Raw genomic sequence first — 19,346 nt, forward strand, 5'->3', positions numbered from 1 at the left:
GACAGCCGGGCATGTACCAGCACGATTGACTGGTCTCCAAACGGCAGATCTGAACCCGGATCTGAGACTGCACCGAGAATATGCCTCGGATTTTCTGTCGTCACACTGGACGCAGTGCAGCGAAAATCCGGGACCGGGGAGGTCGGAGCATTGAAGTCAGAAAACGGAGGGGACCCCGACCCTCCGGTCCCGGCTCGCGTTTTGCCTGGCCGGGAAGATGAACGAGCGGCCGGGTCCCATCTCGGCCCGTGTGAACCGCATCTTGAGGCGCCGTCAACCGCGCGGCTCCTCGACAAACTGAACCAGAGCTTCTGGAAGGAATGACCCGTGACCAAGTCCGATGCCTTTGAGCGCCTTCGCGACCTCGCCAAGACCCGTATTCTCGTGCTTGACGGTGCCATGGGGACTGAAATCCAGGACCTGAAACTGGATGAAGCGGGTTACAGGGGTGAGCGCTTTGCCGACTGGCCAAGCGACGTAAAGGGCAACAACGACCTCTTGAGCCTGACCCAGCCGGACGCCATTCGAAAAATTCATGTCGACTATCTGGAAGCCGGTGCAGACATTCTGGAAACCAATACCTTTTCCTCCACCACAATTGCCCAGGCCGACTACGGCATGGAGGACCTGGCTTACGAACTCAATTTCGAGAGCGCGAAACTGGCGCGCGAAGCTTGCGACCTCGTCATGGAGAAAGACCCTTCGCGTCCGCGGTTTGTCGCTGGCGCCCTCGGGCCGACCAACCGGACGGCGTCCATTTCGCCGGACGTCAACAATCCGGGCTATCGAGCCGTTTCGTTCGACGATCTCAGGATCGCTTATGCCGAGGCAGTGCGCGGCCTGATCGCCGGAGGGGCAGATCTTCTCCTGGTCGAGACCATTTTCGACACGCTCAACGCGAAAGCAGCGTTGTTTGCGATCGACGAAGTCTTTGAAGAAACCGGCACCATCCTGCCTGTGATGATCTCCGGTACGATCACCGATCTCTCCGGACGCACGTTGTCAGGACAGACGCCCGAAGCTTTCTGGAATTCGGTTCGTCATGCCAATCCGCTGACCGTCGGTCTCAACTGCGCTCTGGGTGCAAAGGAAATGCGTTCGCATATCGACGAACTCGGGCGGGTCGCTGACACGCTGGTTTGTGCCTATCCCAATGCCGGTCTGCCGAATGAATTCGGCGAGTATGACGAGAGCCCGGAGCACATGGCGAGCTTGTTGGAAGAGTTCGCGTCTGCAGGGCTGGTCAATGTTGTTGGCGGCTGTTGCGGCTCGACCCCGGCACATATTCGGGCAATCGCCGATGCGGTTGCCGACAAGGCACCACGTCAGATCCCGGAGATCGAGCGGCATATGCGGTTGTCTGGGCTTGAGCCCTTCGTGCTGACCAAGGAGACCAACTTTGTCAATATCGGCGAGCGGACGAATGTCACCGGCTCGGCGAGATTCCGCAAATTGATCAAGGAAGGTGACTATGCGACGGCGCTCGATGTCGCCCGGCAGCAGGTGGAAAACGGCGCCCAGATCATCGATGTGAACATGGACGAGGGCCTGCTGGATTCAGAGGACGCGATGGTGACGTTCCTCAATCTGGTTGCCGCGGAACCGGACATAGCGCGCGTTCCGGTGATGATTGACAGTTCCAAGTGGACGGTTATCGAAGCCGGTCTCAAGTGCATCCAGGGCAAGGGCGTCGTCAACTCCATCTCGCTCAAGGAGGGGGAAGAAGCCTTTGTCGAGCAAGCGAAACTGATCCGCCGTTACGGCGCAGCGGTCGTGGTTATGGCCTTTGACGAAAAGGGCCAGGCCGATACGCTCGCGCGCAAAACGGAAATCAGTGCACGGTCCTATAAGGTGCTTACCGAAAAGGTCGGTTTCGCGCCGGAAGACATCATCTTCGACCCGAATATCTTTGCGGTGGCCACCGGCATTGAAGAGCACAACAATTACGGTGTTGATTTCATCGAGGCGACCGGCTGGATCCGCGAAAACCTGCCTCATGCGCACGTCTCAGGTGGCGTTTCCAACCTGAGCTTTTCCTTCCGCGGCAACGAAGCCGTGCGCGAAGCGATGCATTCGGTTTTCCTCTATCACGCCATCCAGCGCGGCATGGACATGGCCATCGTCAACGCCGGCCAGCTTGCTGTCTACAACGACCTCGATGGCGAATTGCGTGAACTGTGCGAAGACGTGGTTCTGAACCGCCGGGACGACGCCACTGACCGGATGCTGGATGCTGCCGAACGCTGGAAAGGCGAGGGGGGCAAGAAGAAGGAAGCCGATCTCACCTGGCGCACCTGGGGTGTTGCCAAGCGTTTGGAGCATGCACTTGTCCACGGCATTGACGATTTCGTCGTCGAGGATACCGAGGAAGCCCGGCAGGCCTTCGATCGTCCGCTCCATGTGATCGAAGGACCCCTGATGGACGGCATGAATGTCGTCGGTGACCTGTTCGGTTCCGGACAGATGTTCCTGCCGCAGGTGGTGAAATCCGCGCGCGTCATGAAAAAGGCGGTAGCCTATTTGATGCCCTTCATGGAGAAGGAAAAGGAAGAACTCGGACTTACCGGGCATTCCTCGGCCGGCAAGATCGTGATGGCGACAGTCAAGGGCGACGTCCATGATATCGGCAAGAACATTGTCGGCGTTGTGCTCCAGTGCAACAACTTCGAGGTGATCGATCTCGGCGTGATGGTGCCCGCGGCCAAGATCCTGGAAACCGCCAGAGAGGAAAAGGCCGACATGATCGGGCTCAGCGGCCTGATCACGCCATCGCTCGACGAAATGTGCCACGTTGCGGCAGAGCTGGAACGCGAAAATCTCGACCTGCCGCTTCTGATCGGTGGTGCCACCACGTCCAAGATCCACACGGCGGTCAAGATCCATCCGAATTACGAACGCGGTCAGGCAATCTATGTCACGGATGCGGGCCGGGCGGTTGGTGTTGCCACCAAGCTGATGAGCGAAGGCGCCCGCGAGCCCTACTTCGCGGACATTCGTACCGAATATGCCGACATTGCCGAAAAGCATGCGGCGAGCCGTGGGACACAGCAGCGCACATCAATTGAAGTCGCACGCCAAAACGCCTTCAAATGCGACTTTGACGGCAAGCCGCCGTTAGCCCCGAAAAAACCGGGCAGAACCGTCTTTGAGGATTTCCCGCTGGAAGAGCTGGTGCCGGTCATCGACTGGACGCCGTTCTTTGCGACCTGGGAGATCAAGGGACGATATCCGGCCGTACTCACCGACAATCGCTACGGTCCGGCTGCCAAAGCACTCTATGACGATGCCCGGCGGATGCTTGACGAGATTGTCGAGAAGAAACTGCTTACCGCGCGCGGTGTTGCCAGCATCTGGCCGGCGAATGCGGTCGGAGACGACATCCGTCTCTTCACAGATGAAAGCCGCAGTGAAGAACTCGCGACTTTCCATACGCTTCGCCAGCAGATGTCGCGGACAGCCGGAGGCCGTGCAAATATCGCCCTCAGCGATTTCGTTGCGCCGCTGGATACCGGTATCAATGACTGGGTTGGCGGGTTTGCGGTGACGTCCGGGCATGGTGAAGACGACCTTGCCGCCCGCTATGCGGCAGAAGGGGACGACTACAACAAGATCCTTTCCCAGGCGCTTGCGGACCGGCTTGCCGAAGCCTTCGCCGAGAAACTGCATGAGATTGTGCGGAAAGATCTTTGGGGTTATGCGGCTGACGAAACTCTTCCGGCTGAAGATATTATCGCGGAAAAATACCAGGGCATCCGTCCGGCACCGGGGTATCCGGCCCAGCCCGACCACACGGAAAAGGACACGCTGTTTGATTTGCTCGATGCGGAGCGGCTTACGGGCATCCAGTTGACGGAGAGCCGGGCAATGCTGCCTGGATCATCGGTTTCCGGTCTCTATTTCGCCCACACTGACAGCCACTATTTCGGAGTTGGCAAAATCGAGAAGGATCAGGTTGCAGATTATGCTGTGCGTAAAGGCTGGGATCTTAGCTATGCCGAGCGCTGGCTGGCACCGATTCTGAATTACGATCCTGCCCGAATGGAAGCGGCGGAGTAGCTGCATATTGTAAATTATACCAGTTTTTTCGAGGCCTCCGGTGGATAACTTCCGCCGGAGGTCTCATTTTTATGGGTAAATTTAGCGATCCGGCACTTTTAATGGAAATTTTTTCAAAAATGCACCGAGTGCGCCCTTGTAAAGTGCACAGAGTGCGCTAATATATATCTCATCATGTGGCGCGTGCTTCGGCCGGTGCCCAAAGGAGAGAAAAATGAACGTGCACGTAGCCAGGATACTCCTGGTCCAGCACCGTCAGGACTACAACCGGAACCGGCTGGCTTGGCTTCCGGCTCGTTTGTACCGGTCCTGGCGGGAAGCAATCCCGAAATTTCAGGAATCGGTACGCGGTTCCTGAAATTGGGCCAACCCCGATCAGGCCCCAAAAACACGACAACAAGATTGGACGCCGAGTGCCCCTGGCGTCTGTTAACCTCTAAAAAACCCGGCGAATGCCGGGTTTTTTGTATTTCAGAGCTCTTTTGACCAATGCGGAGCCAAGTGCTGGAAGCAATTCAGCTCGAAAACGGGGTCCGGCGCGATGCAATGTGGGGTCTTGAGCGAGCTCCGCAACACCGGAGATGACTTGACTGGTCCAATTATGACCCGGGTGTCAGGCGTGCCTGACTGATGGAGTTTTCAATGTGATGAACCAAGTTACCGCTCCGATCGCGTTTCGCTGGCGAATCCGAAATCCGGGTCAATTGGCTCCGTGCCATTCAGCTAGGGGTTCGGGTAGCCGTCTTAAGAACGGCTAAACAGCAGTCTTGCGCCAGCAAATGCAAAGAAGCATCCGAGCAGGGTTTGAATGCTGCGTCTTGCCTTTGCATAAAGTCGGACCATCGCCGGGCTTGAGAAGACCAGAGCGTAAAGGGCATGAATCAACAACGACAGCGCGAATGTGCCCAGTACGATGACGACCCCAACCCAAATCGGGGCGCCTTTTTGCATTCCGAGCGAAATTATCGCAATCCATGCTAGCGCTGCTTTCGGATTGGTCATCTGGATCACGTAACCGCGTACCGCATATCCGACCCGGGTGCCATGTCCGCCATCCAATTCCGAGACCTCAACATCACGATCAGACCGTGCTGCTTTGAACGACTTGTAGGCAAGCCAAAGCAAATAGACGCCGCCCGCAATCTTTATGTAAGTGAGAGCGACGGCATAACTTGCAAGAAGTGCCGACAAACCGAGAACGGTGAGGGTCGCCCAGGTCAGCGAACCGGCAGCTACGCCAAGTGAAAGCGCCAGTCCCGCCAGGCGGCCCGCGCTCATGGAAGTACCCATGACGGCAAGAACATTCGGTCCGGGGCTGATGATGGCGAGGAGAAAGGCCGAATAGGCCAGAAGAATTCCGGGCAGAAATACTGAAATTTGTTCCATTGCGGTCTCCTACTCTGCGGTGGACCGTCAACATAAGGTGATCAGCAACATAGGTGCTTCGACGGCGATCGAACTATGACCGTACCGGACTTTCCTTCAGACAATGCCCCGGATTCAGCGGTGTTCTTCAATCGGAAAGAGACGTCGTAATTCCGTTTCGCCATTTGGAGAAACAAAGACCGTCCTCCCTGTCTTGGCGCGACGTAGCCAGCCTTGCTGCTGAAATCGAACGAGTAAAGCTGCGCCAAGTGATCCGGCGAGATGGTTTCGCCTTTCGCTCCAATCAAGGCAGGCCCGGCAGAGCGGGCGCCGGGCTGATTTCAAACTGGCAAGATCTATTCCGAGGCCCGAAATAAAGCGCTCCCCGTCTTCCGTGAGGCCAAGTGCGCCTTTGTCTTGAGTTACTTTCAGAAAGCTTCGCGATTGCAGGCTGTCGAAAATTCTCACGGCCATATCTCCGGCGAGATGGTCGTAGCACACCCGTGCCACGCGCATGGCTGGATCTCTCGGACCCGTTTGGACCCGCGTATGCCCTTTGCGCGCTGCAAGTCCCATCACGGCCTCAAGAACGGCTGCGACTTCGGGCCCCGAAAGCACAAAATACCTGTGCCTGCCTTGCTTGGTTTGCGTCAACAAACCGCCATCAACGAGCTTTTTGAGATGTGAACTCGCGGTTTGTCCCGTGATGCCGGCCTCCGTTGCCAGTTCAGTTGCCGTCAGTGCCTTTCCGCCTAACAGAACACCCAGAATGTTGGCGCGGGCCGGGTCTCCGATCAGCGCACCGATCCGGGCAATGTCTGGTCCTTCCTTCATAGTTCGATCTCCATCGAAGCATTCTCGCGCCGAACCATGGCACAAAGGAATCATCATGACCACCCAAAAGGACCGCAGCATGATCACGTGTTTCATCCGCTACCACATCGATCCGACCAAACGCGCAGAGTTCGAGCAATATGCGCGTAACTGGGGGCAGGCGATTCCCCGTTGTGGCGCGAATCTGATTGGCTACTTCGCACCTCATGAAGGCTCCACGACCCTCGCTTACGGCGTCTATTCCATCGAAAACCTCGCGGCTTATGAGGCCTACCGGGCGAAGTTGGCGTCGGATCCTCTCGGTCAATTGAACTACGAGTTCGCACAAAGGGAAAAATTCATCTTGCGGGAGGACCGCACCTTCCTGAAACTGGCGTCCGCACCGCATGGGGAGGGAGAAAAAAGTCAATGATCGCAGTGATATTCGAAGTGATTCCGCATGCGGACAAAAAACAGAACTATCTCGACATCGCCGCGGAAATGCGGCCCCTTGTGGAGGAGATCGACGGGTTTTTGTCCGTCGAGCGATTTCAGAGCCTGACGAATCCGGAAAAGCTGCTCTCCCTGTCCTTCTTCCGGGACGAAGAGGCCTTGAACAACTGGCGGCGTCTCACCGCTCACCGCAAGGCGCAGAAGGCGGGGCGGGCAACCATATTCAAGGACTATCGTCTGCGGGTTGCCCATGTTCTCAGGGACTACGGCATGGAAGACCGCGATCAGGCTCCTGCCGACAGCCGCGAAGTCAACGGCTAGCGCATTCAAAATGCCTCACCGATCTTTCGAATTTGTACTGCTGGGCGTTCTCGCCCTTTGCTGGGGCTCGTCCTACATGTGGATCGGACTTGCTCTGGAAACGGTTCCCCCGGCAACGCTGATGGCTGTCCGCGTACTGCTGGCCTCCGTGGTGCTTTTGCTGATCATGATGGCTCGAGGGATACGCCTGCCGCTCGACCGGCGTCACTGGAAGCAATTTTTCATCCAGTCTCTTTTGAACGGCACAGGGCCATGGCTGTTCCTGGCCTGGGGGCAGCAATACGCGGGAACGGCGGTCTCAAGCGTGCTCAATTCCACGTCGCCGCTTTGGGTGTTTGCACTGTCTTTTCTTTTCCTCAAGCGCGGGCAGCTGCCTGGCAAGCGCCAGCTGACCGGGGCTTTGCTCGGTTTCAGTGGTGTCGTGATGATCATCGGCATTGGTGCGCTGGAATCGCTCGGCCAGAATCTGCTTCCACAGCTTGCAGTCTTCTTGAGCGCTGCGCTGTACGGAATAGCGGCACTGCGCGGACATCTGTTCAAGGATCTTCCACCGATCGTTCCGGCGACGGGCATGTTGATGTGCTCCGCACTTGTCCTTGTGCCTTTGAGCCTTTTGACGGAAGCGCCCTGGACACTGACGCCAGGCGCGACCGGGTGGGTGTCAATGATCGTTCTCGGACTGGTCTGCACAGCCTTTGCCTTTTTGATCTATTTCCGCCTGCTGTCGACGCTCGGCCCGATGGGCACCGCGAGCCAGGCCTATCTGCGTGCCGGTGTCGGTGTGTTTCTCGGCGTCGTGTTTCTGTCCGAGAGCCTGGATCTGGAGACCTTCGCCGGAATTTGCCTTGCCATTCTGGGCGTCGTTCTGATCAACTGGCCGAGGGGCAGGAATGCGTCGCAGCCGGCAAGCGCCGTGAAATAACTGGCAAGGAGATCTCATGAGCTTTCTGACCGTCTACAAGGCCGGTTCAAGGCCGAGCAAACGCGCCAATCCGGACTATTTTACAGGTGTGGTCTGGCAGGACCCGGTCATGGATGCTCCTGTGCCCGCGCGCATGAGGGCGGTAAGGGTTGCCTTCGAACCCGGCGCACGGACGCACTGGCACACGCATCCTCTCGGGCAGACACTTCAGGTGCTCGACGGAGCGGGTTTTGTACAGCTCTGGGGGCAGGACAAACTTCCGATCCTGCCTGGTGACGTCGTCTGGATACCGCCCGGCGCAAAACACTGGCACGGTGCCGGCCCGAACACTTCGATGGTGCATCTTGCGATCCACGAGGAAATGGACGGGTCAGTGGCGGATTGGCTCGAAGAAGTGGACGAAGCGACCTACGCTCGGCCTTAATACACATCCGCTTAACGTGCAGCCGACTGAACAATAGGCTTTCATCGATTCAAAAAACGAAACACGCGCCACTTTGACGACGCTGCAATTTCATTCACAGCGTCGCCCAATTTCGGTCCCAGACCAGTTACACTTGATCAAGCAGGCTGTGTCGCAGAGGCGAACAAGGCGTCAGTCGCTTGGGTGTGATGAACGTCCGACCAAAATCCCGGACGCAACAAGCACTGCCGGCGGAATTATCGTGTCAGATAACCGCCGTTGATCCAGACCGTTTGCCCATTGACCCATTGGGACTCCGCACTGGCCAGGAACGCGACGATTGGCACGATGTCCTCGATGGCGCCTAGGCGCTGCTCGGTTGACAGCCTTGCGGCATAAGCTGCCGATTGCTCCGTTTCCTGTCCGTGGAAGAAGGGCGTATCCACTGGACCGGGCGCAAACGAGTTAACCGTGATCCGTTTCGCGCCTAATTCCTTTGCAAGCATCCGGGTATATTCCTCAACCGGTGCTTTGGTGCCGGAGTAGATTGTGTAACCAGGAGCGGCCCCGGCAAGAAGAGATGTGCCGGTATTGATGATACGGCCACCGTCGCGGACGCGCGTCGCTGCCTCTCGCAAGCTGTAAAAAAGGCCGCGGTTGTTTATGGCATCCAGGCGTTCAAACTCATCGTCAGAGAACTCCGCCAACGGCTTCTTGAGGATTGCACCTGCATGATTCAAAACGATATCGACGCCGCCAAAGGTCTCTTCGGCGGTGTTGTACATCGCACGCACGTTGTCTACCTGGCCGAGGTCACCCATGGTCAATGCAGCCTGTGCGCCCTGTGCCTCAACCAAGCGAACGGTTTCTTCGGCCTGATCCCGGGTTTCAGCGCGGTGGTAGTGCACCACGACATTGGCACCCATCTCGCCGAGCTTTACAGAAAACGCGCGGCCCATGTTGTTGCGTGCGCCTGAAACGATAGCCACCTTTCCTGCCAGGGGCTTGGCTCCGGCGACTTGTGCGCTGGCCTGTGTTGCAGCAGCGCCAGCAAGAGCGGCCACTCCCATTCCGGTCAAAACCGAACGGCGCGATAAGGAATTTTCACGGTGCGTCATGTCCTCGTCTCCTGTTTTCTGAGGCTCAGGGTCTGAAGTCCCATCGATCTCGATGAAGGCTTCGGCGTTCGTGAACGGAAGTTATGTGATTGAATTTCGCAACATCAGTCGTTGCTTTGACAACTTGGTGTGGATGAAATAGCAACACACCATGAAGCAAGCAGGTGAAATCGCATTTCTGAAAGTGGTCGAGCTGGGTTCCATTCGCGCCGCTGCGCGCGCATTGGGTCAGGACCCGTCTGGAATCTCGCGACGGATCACTCATTTGGAACAACGACTTGGAACTAAGCTTGTGGACCGCAGTGGCAACACCACAACAGCGACTGCGCAGGGCCAACTCTATTTTGAGAGGCTTTCGTCAATCATCGATCAACTTGAGGCGCTGGAAGCAGAAGTCAGCGGAGAAGATCTCGTTCCCAGCGGGCTGTTGCGTGTGACCTCGGCCATTGATTTCGGACAGGAATTTGTCGCCGACTGGCTACTGGATTATCGAGACAAGTACCCGGACGTTGAATATGACCTGGTTCTGGCGAGTGGGTTCGTTGACCTGACCCAGACTGGCATCGACGTTGCGCTGCGTGTCGGTAACCTCCCGGACTCAAGCCTGATTGCCAGGAAACTGGCGGATGTGCCACGTGTTTTGGTGGCTTCTCCGAACTATCTGAAGCGCAAGGGAACGCCGCAACATCCTGACGACCTGGTGCATCATGATCACGTCTTTTTCGCCTCCGCCAATCGCCAAAATCCTTTGGAACTTACTGAGCCTGGCGGGCGTGTCTTGCGCGTGAAGCGTTCAGGCGGTATTGCAATCAACTCGGTCCGGTCTGCGGTCAAAGCGGTTACCGAGGGCGTGGGCATTCATACAGGCCCGCTTTGGGCTTTTGCGCACCACATCGCCCGAGGCGAACTCGTTCCGGTTCTCCCGGACTACACGCAAAAACAGCTGCCTCTCTATGCAGTCCGGCATCCGTCGAAGGTCGTCCCGGCCAGGATATCGCGTTTCATTGAGCTCATCGCGGAGAAAGTGCGAACGGTCGACGGCCTCAATCCAGCATCTGCTTCGAATTGATGCAACGGCCTGCAATGCAGTCGGCATGCAAGGCATGAGCTGAGATGGAAAGCGGTCATTCATTCAATGTGCGGTATCGGCGAAACGAAGCTCGCTTGGTTGCCTTGCAAACGGAGTACAGTGTCCTGTCTCGATGGGAAACAAACCTGGAATGAAGTGGCGAGCGATCGCGTGCGAGAACCGCGCTGCTTCAAGTACTTGCCAGGGCGGCTTGCGGAACCTTATCGACACCCGCGTCCGATGCACAGTGCGTCTTTCGCGACGCCATCTTCGTCAGCGATGTCCACGCGGTTCTAACTGCGGTGGCCACCAGGGCGACTGCCTTATACGCCTCATCGCTTCGGATCGCTCTCGCGCGGCGGTCGTAAAAGGCAAAATCGATGGATCCGTCTTCAAGCCTTCTGATGTCAATCTCTTCAGGGGTCATTGTGTTGCTCCTTGATCTGATGCTGCGAGCATGCGCGGATCAGCGGCGCTGCGCTTGAAGGAGACCTTTAGAAGGCCTTGTGTTTTTCTTGATTTTCGGTTTGCCAAATTGCGGATATGCGTCGCTTCGAGTACCTTGACGGCCTCGGACAAGGTCCCCGGGGAGCGGCATGCGCTACGAATTTGCAGATTGTATTCTTGATACGGAAAGTTATAAATTTCAGAGACTTGGGGCGGATGTTTCTGTCGAGCCGCAGGTGTTCGAACTGCTTTGCCTGCTCCTGGAAAATGCCGGAAAACTGGTTTCGAAGGACAAGATTGTTGAACGGGTCTGGGACGGACGGATCGTGTCGGAGGCAACGATCAGTGCTCGTATCAATGCGGCAAGGACCGCTGTCGGTGACAACGGCAAGACCCAGGCGGTCATACGCACAGTGCAGCGCCGCGGGCTGGAATTGATTGCTTCGGTGAAGACAAACAGCGAGGCCGTAGCAAAATCCGGTGCGCCGCCATGCAAACAGACGATCCATTTTGCCCGCTCGGATGACGGCACCTGCATCGCCTATGCGCGTTCCGGCAAGGGACCGGCGATCGTGCGGGCAGGGCACTTCATGACCCACCTGGAAAAAGACTGGGAAAGTCCGGTCTGGGCGCCTTATTTGCAAGAACTCAGCGCCCGCCACAGCCTAGTTCGCTACGACCAGCGAGGGAGCGGCCTATCGGATGCGGATCTCAGAGGAACGGACATTGAAGATTATGTCGCCGATCTCAAGGCGGTCGTCGATGCTGCGGGGCTCGAAACGTTTCCCTTGATCGCATCCTCCCAGGGTGTGCCCATTTCCATCATCTTTGCGGCTACCTATCCGGAGCGCGTCAGCCGTCTGGTTTTTTACGGCGGATTTGCGCAAGGGCGCGCAAGGCGGGATCATCAATATGCGAGCGAAGAGGCAAGCGCCCTGATGGCCCTGATCCGTTCAGGCTGGGGAAAGCCGGACAGCCCCTTCATGGTGGCGTTCACATCCGTGTTCTGCCCCGGGGCCTCGAAGGCGGAAATGGACAATATGGTCGAGATTCAGCTTGCCTCGAGTTCCGCTGAAAACGCTGTCGCTATCAGGGAAGCCTTCGACCAGTTCGATGTCGTCAACAGGCTCGCAGATGTGAAGGTTCCGACGCTGGTCATTCACGCAAGTGGCGATGCGGTTCATCCCGTGTCACAGGGGCGTTTGCTGGCGTCCGAAATTCCCGGCGCTGAATTCCTTCAGGTTGAGAGCAACAATCATGTCCTGCTTCCGTCCCACTCCGCGTGGCGCAAGGTGGTTGATGCTCAACTGGCCTTTCTGGCAGATGACAGAGACACTTAGCTGCCGTTTACTTTCGCGGCAGTCTGACCTCCGCTTCCAATCCCGCATCCGTTCCGTTCTTGAGCGTGATCGTGCCACCATGGGCATGGATGATGGACCTGGTGATCGCCAACCCGAGGCCGATGCCGCCGGTTTCCTCGCTGCGGGATTCTTCCAGCCGCACAAAGGGCTCAAAGACATCTTTGAGCCTGTCCTGCGGTATCCCCGGTCCGTTGTCGCGCACGCGAATGACGATCTCCTCGGCTGTTGACGTCGCCTCGATCAGGACACCACCGCCATAACGAATGCCGTTTTCGATCAGATTGCGCAGCGCGCGCTTGAGCGCGAGCGGACGGCAGGAAAGCGTGATCTCCTTTTCCAGGCTGACACTGCAGCTGTGCCCGAGATCCTGCTGGTCGCCCGCAAGGCTCTCCAGCATTGCGCCGAGGTCGGTTTCTTCTGCGGATTCGGACTGGGCCTCGTCCTTGGCGAAACGAAGGGTTGCCTCGGTCATGGCGGCCATTTCATCGAGCGTCTCGATCATCTTCTCGCGGTTTTCGTCGTCGTCGATGAATTCCGCCCTGATCCTGAGTGACGTGATCGGTGTGCGCAGATCGTGGCTGATTGCTGCAAGCATCCGTGTACGGTCCTTTACGAACCTTGTGAGACGATCCTGCATGTCGTTGAAAGAGGAGGTCAGCGCCCTGACTTCCCTTGGGCCACTGGGCTCTAAAGGTTCCTGTTCCTCGCCGCGGCCGAATTTTTCGGCGGACACCGCAAGGGTTTTCAGGGGACGCGTCACCCTGCGCACCGCGAAGCCGATGATAAGCACCGTAAGGAGGGTGGTCAGACCGAGCTGAACAAGAAGAGGCCTATACGTGCCCGAGGGCGGGCGGTAGCTCGTCGCAACGTTCAACCAGTCTCCATCACTGAGCTGGATCGACAACGACAGGTCTTCCGGTTTGTTCATGATCTTGCGCAGATTGTGCGGCCGTTCGTTCTTGGGGACCGAGCGCCAGCTCGGCGGGTCGTCCTTTTTGCTTTCACGGCTACGTGGGCCGCGCCGTTCGTCAGCAAGAATGTTGAGGTGGACTGTTTGACCGCGCTGCAGCCGGCTTGAAATGATCCCCTGAAGCCGCTGTTCAAAACGGGACGTTCCCGGCTCCTGCGCAAGCGGCGTGTTGCCCAGCCAGAACACGGCGAAGCGGCTGCTGCTGGCTTCAAGCAAACGGTTTTGCAGCGGCTTGGGCGTATCTTCCAGCAACTCGGCGACCGACACGGCCCGCGCCAGAAGGTTGTCGCGCGCTGCCGCAACCAGCGCTATGCGCCGCTCGTCCTGAAAGATCCAGATGCTCAGCGCCTGTGCCGCGAAGATCGCAGCCAGGAGCAGAATAATCAGCTGGGATGCCAACGTTTTTGGCCAAAGGAAGCCGAGCACCCTTTTCGTCATGTCGGGCAGGTTCATTCAGCGTTTTCTTTCACATCGGCGGTAAACATGTAGCCGCCGCCCCAGACCGTCTTGATCATTTTAGGGTCCTTGGGGTCGATTTCGATCTTGCGCCGCAGGCGCGAAACCTGGTTGTCGATGGACCTGTCAAACACCGCAGGTGTTCGTCCGGTGGTCAAGTCCAGAAGCTGGTCTCGGTTCAGAACCATCTTCGGGCGTTTCAAAAAGGCGCAAAGCAACTGAAATTCGCCGCTTGAAAGTGCGACCGCATCGCCGCCCGGGTCGGTCAACTCGCGCCGCGAGACGTTGAGCGACCAGCCGTCGAACAAAAGCTTCTCCTGCTGGATCGGGTCGCGCTCTTTTGGCACCAGTGACGTTCTGCGCAAGACCGCCCGGATCCTGGCAAGAAGTTCGCGCGGATTGAAGGGCTTCGTCACATAGTCGTCGGCACCGATCTCAAGTCCGATCACCCGATCGGTATCGTCGGCCATTGCGGTCAGGAGGATCACCGGCATGGAGCCGGTCTCGACAAGGTGCCGACACAGCGACAACCCATCCTCACCCGGCATCATGATGTCGAGCACAACGAGGTCGATCGAAGCTGCCTTCAACGCCTTGCGCGCATGCGCGGCGTTTTCGGCCACCGTTGCGCGCAGTCCGTTCTTGATGAGATAGCGCGCCAGCGTCTCACGGATGTCGCGGTGATCGTCCACCACCAAAATATGCGGGCTCGGGTCGCTCACGTTGCTCTCCAGTCAAATTTCGCCGCTCAGGCGCCACGCCGAACCGCGATCAGGTCGTCCGGGCAATCAAGGCCCTTGTTTCTAAGGCTAAAATAATAACAGGCGGGGTCCTGCGCGAATTGAACTTGTAACAAAGTGTATCGTCGGCGCCCAGCGGGACAGATCGCGACACTTAAGGCCCATTCGGCGGGTATTCCTGCGACAATTGCCTCCTACCTTGAGCCCATCAACGAACAAGGAGTTGTTGGAATGAAACCGTTCAAGAAGTTTGCAATTGCCGCTTTGGCTGCGAGTGTCGCGGGAACCGCGCTGACCGCCGGCCTGCCTGCCTCCGCTCAAAGCGGAGCTGCGACCGGGGACGGGGGGCAACAGATGGAGCAGATAAACGGCCAGAAGGTAGCACACCGGGGCGAGCGCCACGGTAAAAGGCGCGGCCACGAGATGCGCGCTGAGCGCCTGTTTGAACGCTTTGACGCCAATGCGGATGGCGTGATCACCGAAGCCGAAATTTCGGATGTAAGGGCACAGGAATTCGCGGCTGCCGATACGGACGGCAATGGTGAGATCAGCCTTGAGGAGTTCAAGGCCCAATTCATGGAGCGCTCAAATGACCGGATGGTTCGCGCTTTCCAGTTCATGGATTCAAACGGCGACGGCACCGTAACCCAGGATGAGGCGGACCAGATCGCCAACCGGATGTTCAATCGCCTTGACCGGGATGGGAACGGAACGGTTGAACGTGTGCGTGGCCAGCGCGGCCAGGACGCGGCAAATGACGGCGAGAATCAGCAGCGCGCGGAGCGCGGCGAGCGCCGGGGCCGTGGCGGCGAGCGCGGGCGCGGTGGTCAGGCCCGTATGTTCATGGGTCTCTTCGACGCCGACGGCAGCGGTTCGGTCACCCGCGAGGAATTCGATGCCAAGCGCGCGGAGCTCTTCGCAATTGCCGACACGAATGGCAGCGGTTCCTTCACGCTTGAAGACTTCGGCCCGCTGTGGCTGGCCGTCAACGAGAACCGGATCGTCGATCAGTTCCAGCGTGCTGATGCCGACGGCAGCCTGGGGATCACCCAGGAAGAAGCCGGCAAGCGCCTCGACAACCTGATGAACCGCGCTGACCGGAACAAGGACGGGGTTATCACCAAGGCCGACTTCAAGGGCGGCAAGAAAGGTGGCAAAGGCAAGAAACACCGCGGCTGATCGCGGAATTCAGGCTGAACAACCAGTCTCCCCGCAAACATCGCCCACCACATGCGGGGAAACGACAAGGGAGCCACATCCGTGGCTCCCTTTTGTCTTTCAAAACAACCAGCCCTTTGGAATTGCGACATCGCATCGGAGACATGGACCTTTGTTCTTGGGAACGCGGTTCTTGCTTCCCTTGGGGCATTCTCAACTTCAGCAGGTCAGGTCAGCGTTTGAAATTCGGTCTTGCCGACTGGTCGATCTCTCTCCCCAATAGAGAGGGAACTCACGAAACATAGATGATTTAAGACCCGTTCCCGTGCGCGCATTAGACGGATCTGGCGAGCGTCGTCGGGATAGGGTTTGAAGAAAATTATCTTCCAAATCGCGAACGTATTGCCGGGCAATCTCTCTACCGCGCCGAATTGCTCCCGCGTTACGGGATTCTCAAGGTTTTCCTGACACAATGATCCCCACTTAGTTTCAGGGAGGTCCCATGACCAAGCCGAATTTGACCGATTTTGTCGATGCGAAGATCGCAGGCGGACATGTCAGCGAAGACGATGTCATCACCTTGCGCCGTTTTATCTACGGCGATATGGCGGTTTCACTCGATGAGGGCGCAGCGTTGTTCAAGCTGAACAATGCCGGGTTGACCTATGCGGATACATGGTACGAGCTGTTCCCCGAGGCGATCGGCGATATCCTGGTCCATCAGGCCCGTCCGGAAGGATACGCTTCGGAAGAAAACGCGGACTGGCTCATCGGCCAGATCACTGCTGACGGGCATGTTTGCAGCCGAACCGAGCTTGATGCCGTTCTGCATGTGCTTGAAAAGGCCCGCGAAGCACCGGAGCGCCTTGAGCAGTTCGCCTTGAAGACAGTTGCTGATTCCGTGATAACGGGCAAAGGAGCGACGCGCTCAGGCTCTGAACTCAAGCCAGGCGTTATTTCCGACGGTGAAGTCGAAATTCTGCGCCGTGTGCTTTATGCAGGTGCCGGCTGCGGCGGCATCGCCATCTCACGGGCCGAGGCGGAAATTCTGTTTGATCTGAACGACGCAACGATCGAAGCCGAAAACGCACCGGCCTGGTCGGAACTTTTTGCCAAGGCCATCGCGAACCACCTGATGGCGATGTCCGGCTTTGTGCCGCCTGCGCGCGACGTTGCACTCGCCCGCGAAGACTGGCTGGACCAACCGGGCGGTTATTCGGGCGGCCTCGGCGGCTTCTTCCGCAAAATGGTCAGCGGCGGTATCAGCGGTGTTCGCGATGCTTATGCCGACAAGTCCGATCCGTTCGCCGCCAGAGGCGCTTCGATGGAAGCGGAAATCGCCGCCAACGAGGTCGTTACCCACGACGAGGCAAGCTGGCTCGTGGACCGGATCGGCCGGGACGGGGTCCTGCACGAGAACGAAAAGGCTCTGTTGCGGTTCATCCGCGAAGAGAGCCCGAACGTTCACCCGGCCTTGCGTCCGCTTATGGACAAGGCCGTATAAGCCCACGGTCAGGACTCATTCCTCGACGCGCATTGCCTCGGTTTCAATGATGAGCTGAACGTCGTCGCCGACGAACCCGTTGTCGACGGCATATGTCATTCCGAATGCGCTTCGCTGAACCGTACCGCGAGCGCTGATCCCAAGCGTGAAACGGCTGTGTCCGAACGGATACTTCTCAGCCTTGTTGAGCGTGACGTCCAGCACGAGCGGTTGCGTCTTGTCGAGGAGGCTCAGATTGCCCTCAACCGTTCCGGACGTCTCGCTCTGCGGTGTTCCACCCTGTGCGGTAAAGGTCATGATCGGAAAGGCTTCCACGTTCAGGAAGTCCTTGTTGCGAACATGATCGTCACGGGCCTTGTTGAAAGATTCCACGCTGGCCGTCTTGACGGTGATTTCGACGTCGGAGAGCTCCTTGGTCTCCATGTCATAGGTGAAGCCGCCCTCGAACTCCAAAAACACACCGAGCGTGTCCGCATAGCCGATGTGGTCGACCATGAAGGCGATTGTCGTGTGGGTCGGGTCGATTTCATACCGATGCGGTTCGGCAAGGACCTGGGTGGTTGCCATTGCCAAAACGCAAGTGGCTCCAAGAACTTTCAGCATGCTCACCTCGCGAATACTCATTGTTGTCGCCGTCCCAAACCGGTTGGGAGCGCGCGCGTGCAGGTTGTTAAGAGCTGAGCTAGCGCGTATCGGCGCAACGGCAATGGCCAGACCTCAGAACCAGAGGTCCTTCACGGTTCTGTTATCCCGGGGCAGGCTTTCCCAGCGATCGAAGCCGTCAAAGTGTCTAATTGGAATGTCTGAAACCGCTCCGAGTTCGCTCATGCGCAAATTGACCGCCCCGCGGACGCGTCCATTCTCTTGGCGATGGGTGGTGATGTAATGCGTGATCGAGCCGCAGTTCGTGCAAAAGTGAAAGTCGATATCTCCGCCGTCTTCGCGCCGATAGGCCTTCGTTTCTCCGGTGACTTCAATGTCATGATCGATATGGCCGTACGCCCATAGTGCGCCGTAGCGGCGGCAGATGGTGCAGCTACAGGCTGTCGCTGAATTCGGTCTTTGAGAAAGTCTCCAGTGAACCGCGCCGCAATGGCAGCTTCCTTCGATCATTGTTGGCTCTCTCATTCAGCGGTTATTGCGTTTTCGGACCGGCATTACTTGATAGTCGAAGGCCTTCAGATTGACCGCCTGCGCTGCGCTCACTCGCCGGCTTGAAAGTCAACGTGAATGTGATTGCCGTCCGGATCCCACACATTGATGGCAATGATGTTCATCTCCGGAATGCCGGACTTGCGATAGGTTTCACCCCGGTCTCGCAACCTTGTCTCAAACTCTTCGGCGCCCGTTGCCGAAAAGGAAAAGTGTTCCAGCTTCAGCTCCACTTCGGAGCCCGTCCCAGGTTCACCGTCAATACCGACCAGATGCACGAAGGCAGTGTCGCCGGCATAAAGCCAGGCGCCGGGAAATGAGAAATCGGGTCTCGGGCCGCTCGTCATGCCCAAGAAATCCTGGTACCAGGCAATCATGGTTTCAAGCTGCGTGGTGCGCAGATTGACATGGTTGAGCTGATTGATCTGCATATCTGCCCGTTCTCCTATTTCCACTTTATGGAGCACCCGATGGACGGGATCTGGTCTTCAGGCCCCCGGCCGGTATCCACAATCTGTTTCATGGCTTCAAAAAGCTCGCGGCGCAAGTCTGCCGGCGCGGTGCCCATGCGGGTCGCATCCAGACGCCCTCGATACTGAAGTCCGAGATCCTTGTTGAAACCGAAGAAGTCCGGCGTGCAGACGGCGTCGTAGCTCTTGGCCACGCTCTGATCCGCGTCGTGCAGATAGGGGAAAGGAAAGGCATGCTTTTCCGCCATGAGCTGCATGTTCTCAAAACTGTCGGCCGGATAGGAAACGTGGTCATTGGAGCAGATGGCGACCACGCCGATCCCGTGGGCCTTCATGTCATGAGCATCACGGATGATCTTGTCGAGAATTGCCAAGACGAACGGACAATGGTTGCAGATGAACATCACCAGAGTGCTGTTTTCGCCGGCCAATTCAGCGAGGCTATAGGTCTTGCCGTCGGTTCCCGGCAGGGTGAAGTGCGGGGCCTGCCAGTCGAAGTCACAGACAGGTGGTTGAAGTGCTGCCATGGAGCTTGTTCCCTGGATTTGGATGTCAGCGCTTTACAGAG

20 protein-coding genes are annotated in these 19,346 nt (G+C 57.7%); 10 read left to right on the forward strand and 10 right to left on the reverse strand.

Annotation, left to right across the window (positions count from 1 at the left end):
* Window positions 1-327: 327 nt before the first annotated feature.
* A complete protein-coding gene (gene metH, locus RBB47_RS02535; protein ID WP_305984153.1) occupies window positions 328-4,056 on the forward strand; it encodes a methionine synthase in 3,729 nt (1,242 codons plus the stop codon).
* A gap of 214 nt (window positions 4,057-4,270) precedes the next feature.
* The gene (locus RBB47_RS02540; RefSeq protein ID WP_305984154.1) at window positions 4,271-4,414 is read left to right on the forward strand and encodes a hypothetical protein; all 144 of its coding nucleotides are present in this window, start codon (window positions 4,271-4,273) and stop codon (window positions 4,412-4,414) included.
* A gap of 386 nt (window positions 4,415-4,800) precedes the next feature.
* Here the strand turns inward: RBB47_RS02540 and RBB47_RS02545 are convergent, their stop codons facing one another.
* Window positions 4,801-5,442: a LysE family translocator gene (locus tag RBB47_RS02545; protein ID WP_305984155.1), complete on the reverse strand. Its 642-nt coding sequence runs from the start codon at window positions 5,440-5,442 to the stop codon at window positions 4,801-4,803.
* A gap of 114 nt (window positions 5,443-5,556) precedes the next feature.
* Complete coding sequence (locus RBB47_RS02550; protein WP_305984156.1) at window positions 5,557-6,255, reverse strand: helix-turn-helix transcriptional regulator; 699 nt, start codon at window positions 6,253-6,255, stop codon at window positions 5,557-5,559.
* A gap of 79 nt (window positions 6,256-6,334) precedes the next feature.
* On the opposite strand from RBB47_RS02550, the gene RBB47_RS02555 reads away from it, so the two are divergent.
* The 4 genes from RBB47_RS02555 to RBB47_RS02570 are packed head-to-tail and all read left to right on the forward strand — an operon-like array spanning window position 6,335 to window position 8,354.
* Entirely contained in the window at window positions 6,335-6,667 is a 333-nt protein-coding gene (locus RBB47_RS02555; protein WP_305984203.1) for an NIPSNAP family protein, read from the forward strand.
* On the forward strand, window positions 6,664-7,008 hold the full coding sequence (locus tag RBB47_RS02560; protein ID WP_305984157.1) for an antibiotic biosynthesis monooxygenase: 345 nt from the start codon (window positions 6,664-6,666) through the stop codon (window positions 7,006-7,008). The genes RBB47_RS02555 and RBB47_RS02560 overlap by 4 nt, the downstream gene beginning before the upstream one ends.
* A gap of 10 nt (window positions 7,009-7,018) precedes the next feature.
* A complete protein-coding gene (locus RBB47_RS02565; RefSeq protein WP_305984158.1) occupies window positions 7,019-7,930 on the forward strand; it encodes a DMT family transporter in 912 nt (303 codons plus the stop codon).
* Window positions 7,931-7,946: 16 nt separating this feature from the next.
* Window positions 7,947-8,354, forward strand: a complete 408-nt coding sequence (locus RBB47_RS02570; protein WP_305984159.1) for a cupin domain-containing protein — start codon at window positions 7,947-7,949, stop codon at window positions 8,352-8,354.
* A gap of 236 nt (window positions 8,355-8,590) precedes the next feature.
* Here the strand turns inward: RBB47_RS02570 and RBB47_RS02575 are convergent, their stop codons facing one another.
* Window positions 8,591-9,451, reverse strand: coding sequence for an SDR family oxidoreductase (locus tag RBB47_RS02575; protein WP_305984160.1), 861 nt, complete (start codon window positions 9,449-9,451; stop codon window positions 8,591-8,593).
* Between the two features lie 151 nt (window positions 9,452-9,602).
* Here RBB47_RS02575 and RBB47_RS02580 point away from each other — a divergent pair, with 151 nt between their 5' ends.
* Window positions 9,603-10,520 (forward strand): LysR family transcriptional regulator, encoded by a 918-nt coding sequence (locus tag RBB47_RS02580; protein WP_305984161.1) that lies wholly within the window; start codon window positions 9,603-9,605, stop codon window positions 10,518-10,520.
* Between the two features lie 190 nt (window positions 10,521-10,710).
* Here RBB47_RS02580 and RBB47_RS02585 read toward each other — a convergent pair whose 3' ends face one another.
* Complete coding sequence (locus RBB47_RS02585) at window positions 10,711-10,947, reverse strand: hypothetical protein (protein ID WP_305984162.1); 237 nt, start codon at window positions 10,945-10,947, stop codon at window positions 10,711-10,713.
* 169 nt (window positions 10,948-11,116) lie between these two features.
* Here RBB47_RS02585 and RBB47_RS02590 point away from each other — a divergent pair, with 169 nt between their 5' ends.
* Complete coding sequence (locus tag RBB47_RS02590) at window positions 11,117-12,307, forward strand: alpha/beta fold hydrolase (RefSeq protein ID WP_305984163.1); 1,191 nt, start codon at window positions 11,117-11,119, stop codon at window positions 12,305-12,307.
* A 7-nt stretch (window positions 12,308-12,314) separates the two neighbouring features.
* On the opposite strand, the gene RBB47_RS02595 is transcribed toward RBB47_RS02590, so the two are convergent.
* Window positions 12,315-13,751 carry an ATP-binding protein gene (locus RBB47_RS02595; protein WP_305984164.1) on the reverse strand — a complete coding sequence of 479 codons (1,437 nt, stop codon included), beginning with the start codon at window positions 13,749-13,751 and terminating at the stop codon, window positions 12,315-12,317.
* Window positions 13,748-14,476, reverse strand: a complete 729-nt coding sequence (locus RBB47_RS02600) for a response regulator (protein WP_305984165.1) — start codon at window positions 14,474-14,476, stop codon at window positions 13,748-13,750. The genes RBB47_RS02595 and RBB47_RS02600 overlap by 4 nt, the downstream gene beginning before the upstream one ends.
* A gap of 249 nt (window positions 14,477-14,725) precedes the next feature.
* On the opposite strand from RBB47_RS02600, the gene RBB47_RS02605 reads away from it, so the two are divergent.
* Window positions 14,726-15,673 carry an EF-hand domain-containing protein gene (locus RBB47_RS02605; RefSeq protein WP_305984166.1) on the forward strand — a complete coding sequence of 316 codons (948 nt, stop codon included), beginning with the start codon at window positions 14,726-14,728 and terminating at the stop codon, window positions 15,671-15,673.
* A gap of 481 nt (window positions 15,674-16,154) precedes the next feature.
* On the forward strand, window positions 16,155-17,156 hold the full coding sequence (locus RBB47_RS02610) for a hypothetical protein (protein WP_305984167.1): 1,002 nt from the start codon (window positions 16,155-16,157) through the stop codon (window positions 17,154-17,156).
* Window positions 17,157-17,171: 15 nt separating this feature from the next.
* Here the strand turns inward: RBB47_RS02610 and RBB47_RS02615 are convergent, their stop codons facing one another.
* The 4 genes from RBB47_RS02615 to RBB47_RS02630 all read right to left on the reverse strand — a co-directional run bounded on the left by RBB47_RS02615 (window position 17,172) and on the right by RBB47_RS02630 (window position 19,305).
* Complete coding sequence (locus tag RBB47_RS02615; RefSeq protein WP_305984168.1) at window positions 17,172-17,780, reverse strand: YceI family protein; 609 nt, start codon at window positions 17,778-17,780, stop codon at window positions 17,172-17,174.
* A 93-nt stretch (window positions 17,781-17,873) separates the two neighbouring features.
* A complete protein-coding gene (locus RBB47_RS02620; protein WP_305984169.1) occupies window positions 17,874-18,269 on the reverse strand; it encodes a GFA family protein in 396 nt (131 codons plus the stop codon).
* Window positions 18,270-18,358: 89 nt separating this feature from the next.
* The gene (locus tag RBB47_RS02625) at window positions 18,359-18,739 is read right to left on the reverse strand and encodes a VOC family protein (RefSeq protein WP_305984170.1); all 381 of its coding nucleotides are present in this window, start codon (window positions 18,737-18,739) and stop codon (window positions 18,359-18,361) included.
* 14 nt (window positions 18,740-18,753) lie between these two features.
* Complete coding sequence (locus RBB47_RS02630) at window positions 18,754-19,305, reverse strand: thioredoxin family protein (RefSeq protein WP_305984171.1); 552 nt, start codon at window positions 19,303-19,305, stop codon at window positions 18,754-18,756.
* Window positions 19,306-19,346: the final 41 nt, after the last annotated feature.

Source organism: Roseibium sp. MMSF_3544 (genome assembly GCF_030732845.1).
Lineage (GTDB): Bacteria > Pseudomonadota > Alphaproteobacteria > Rhizobiales > Stappiaceae > Roseibium.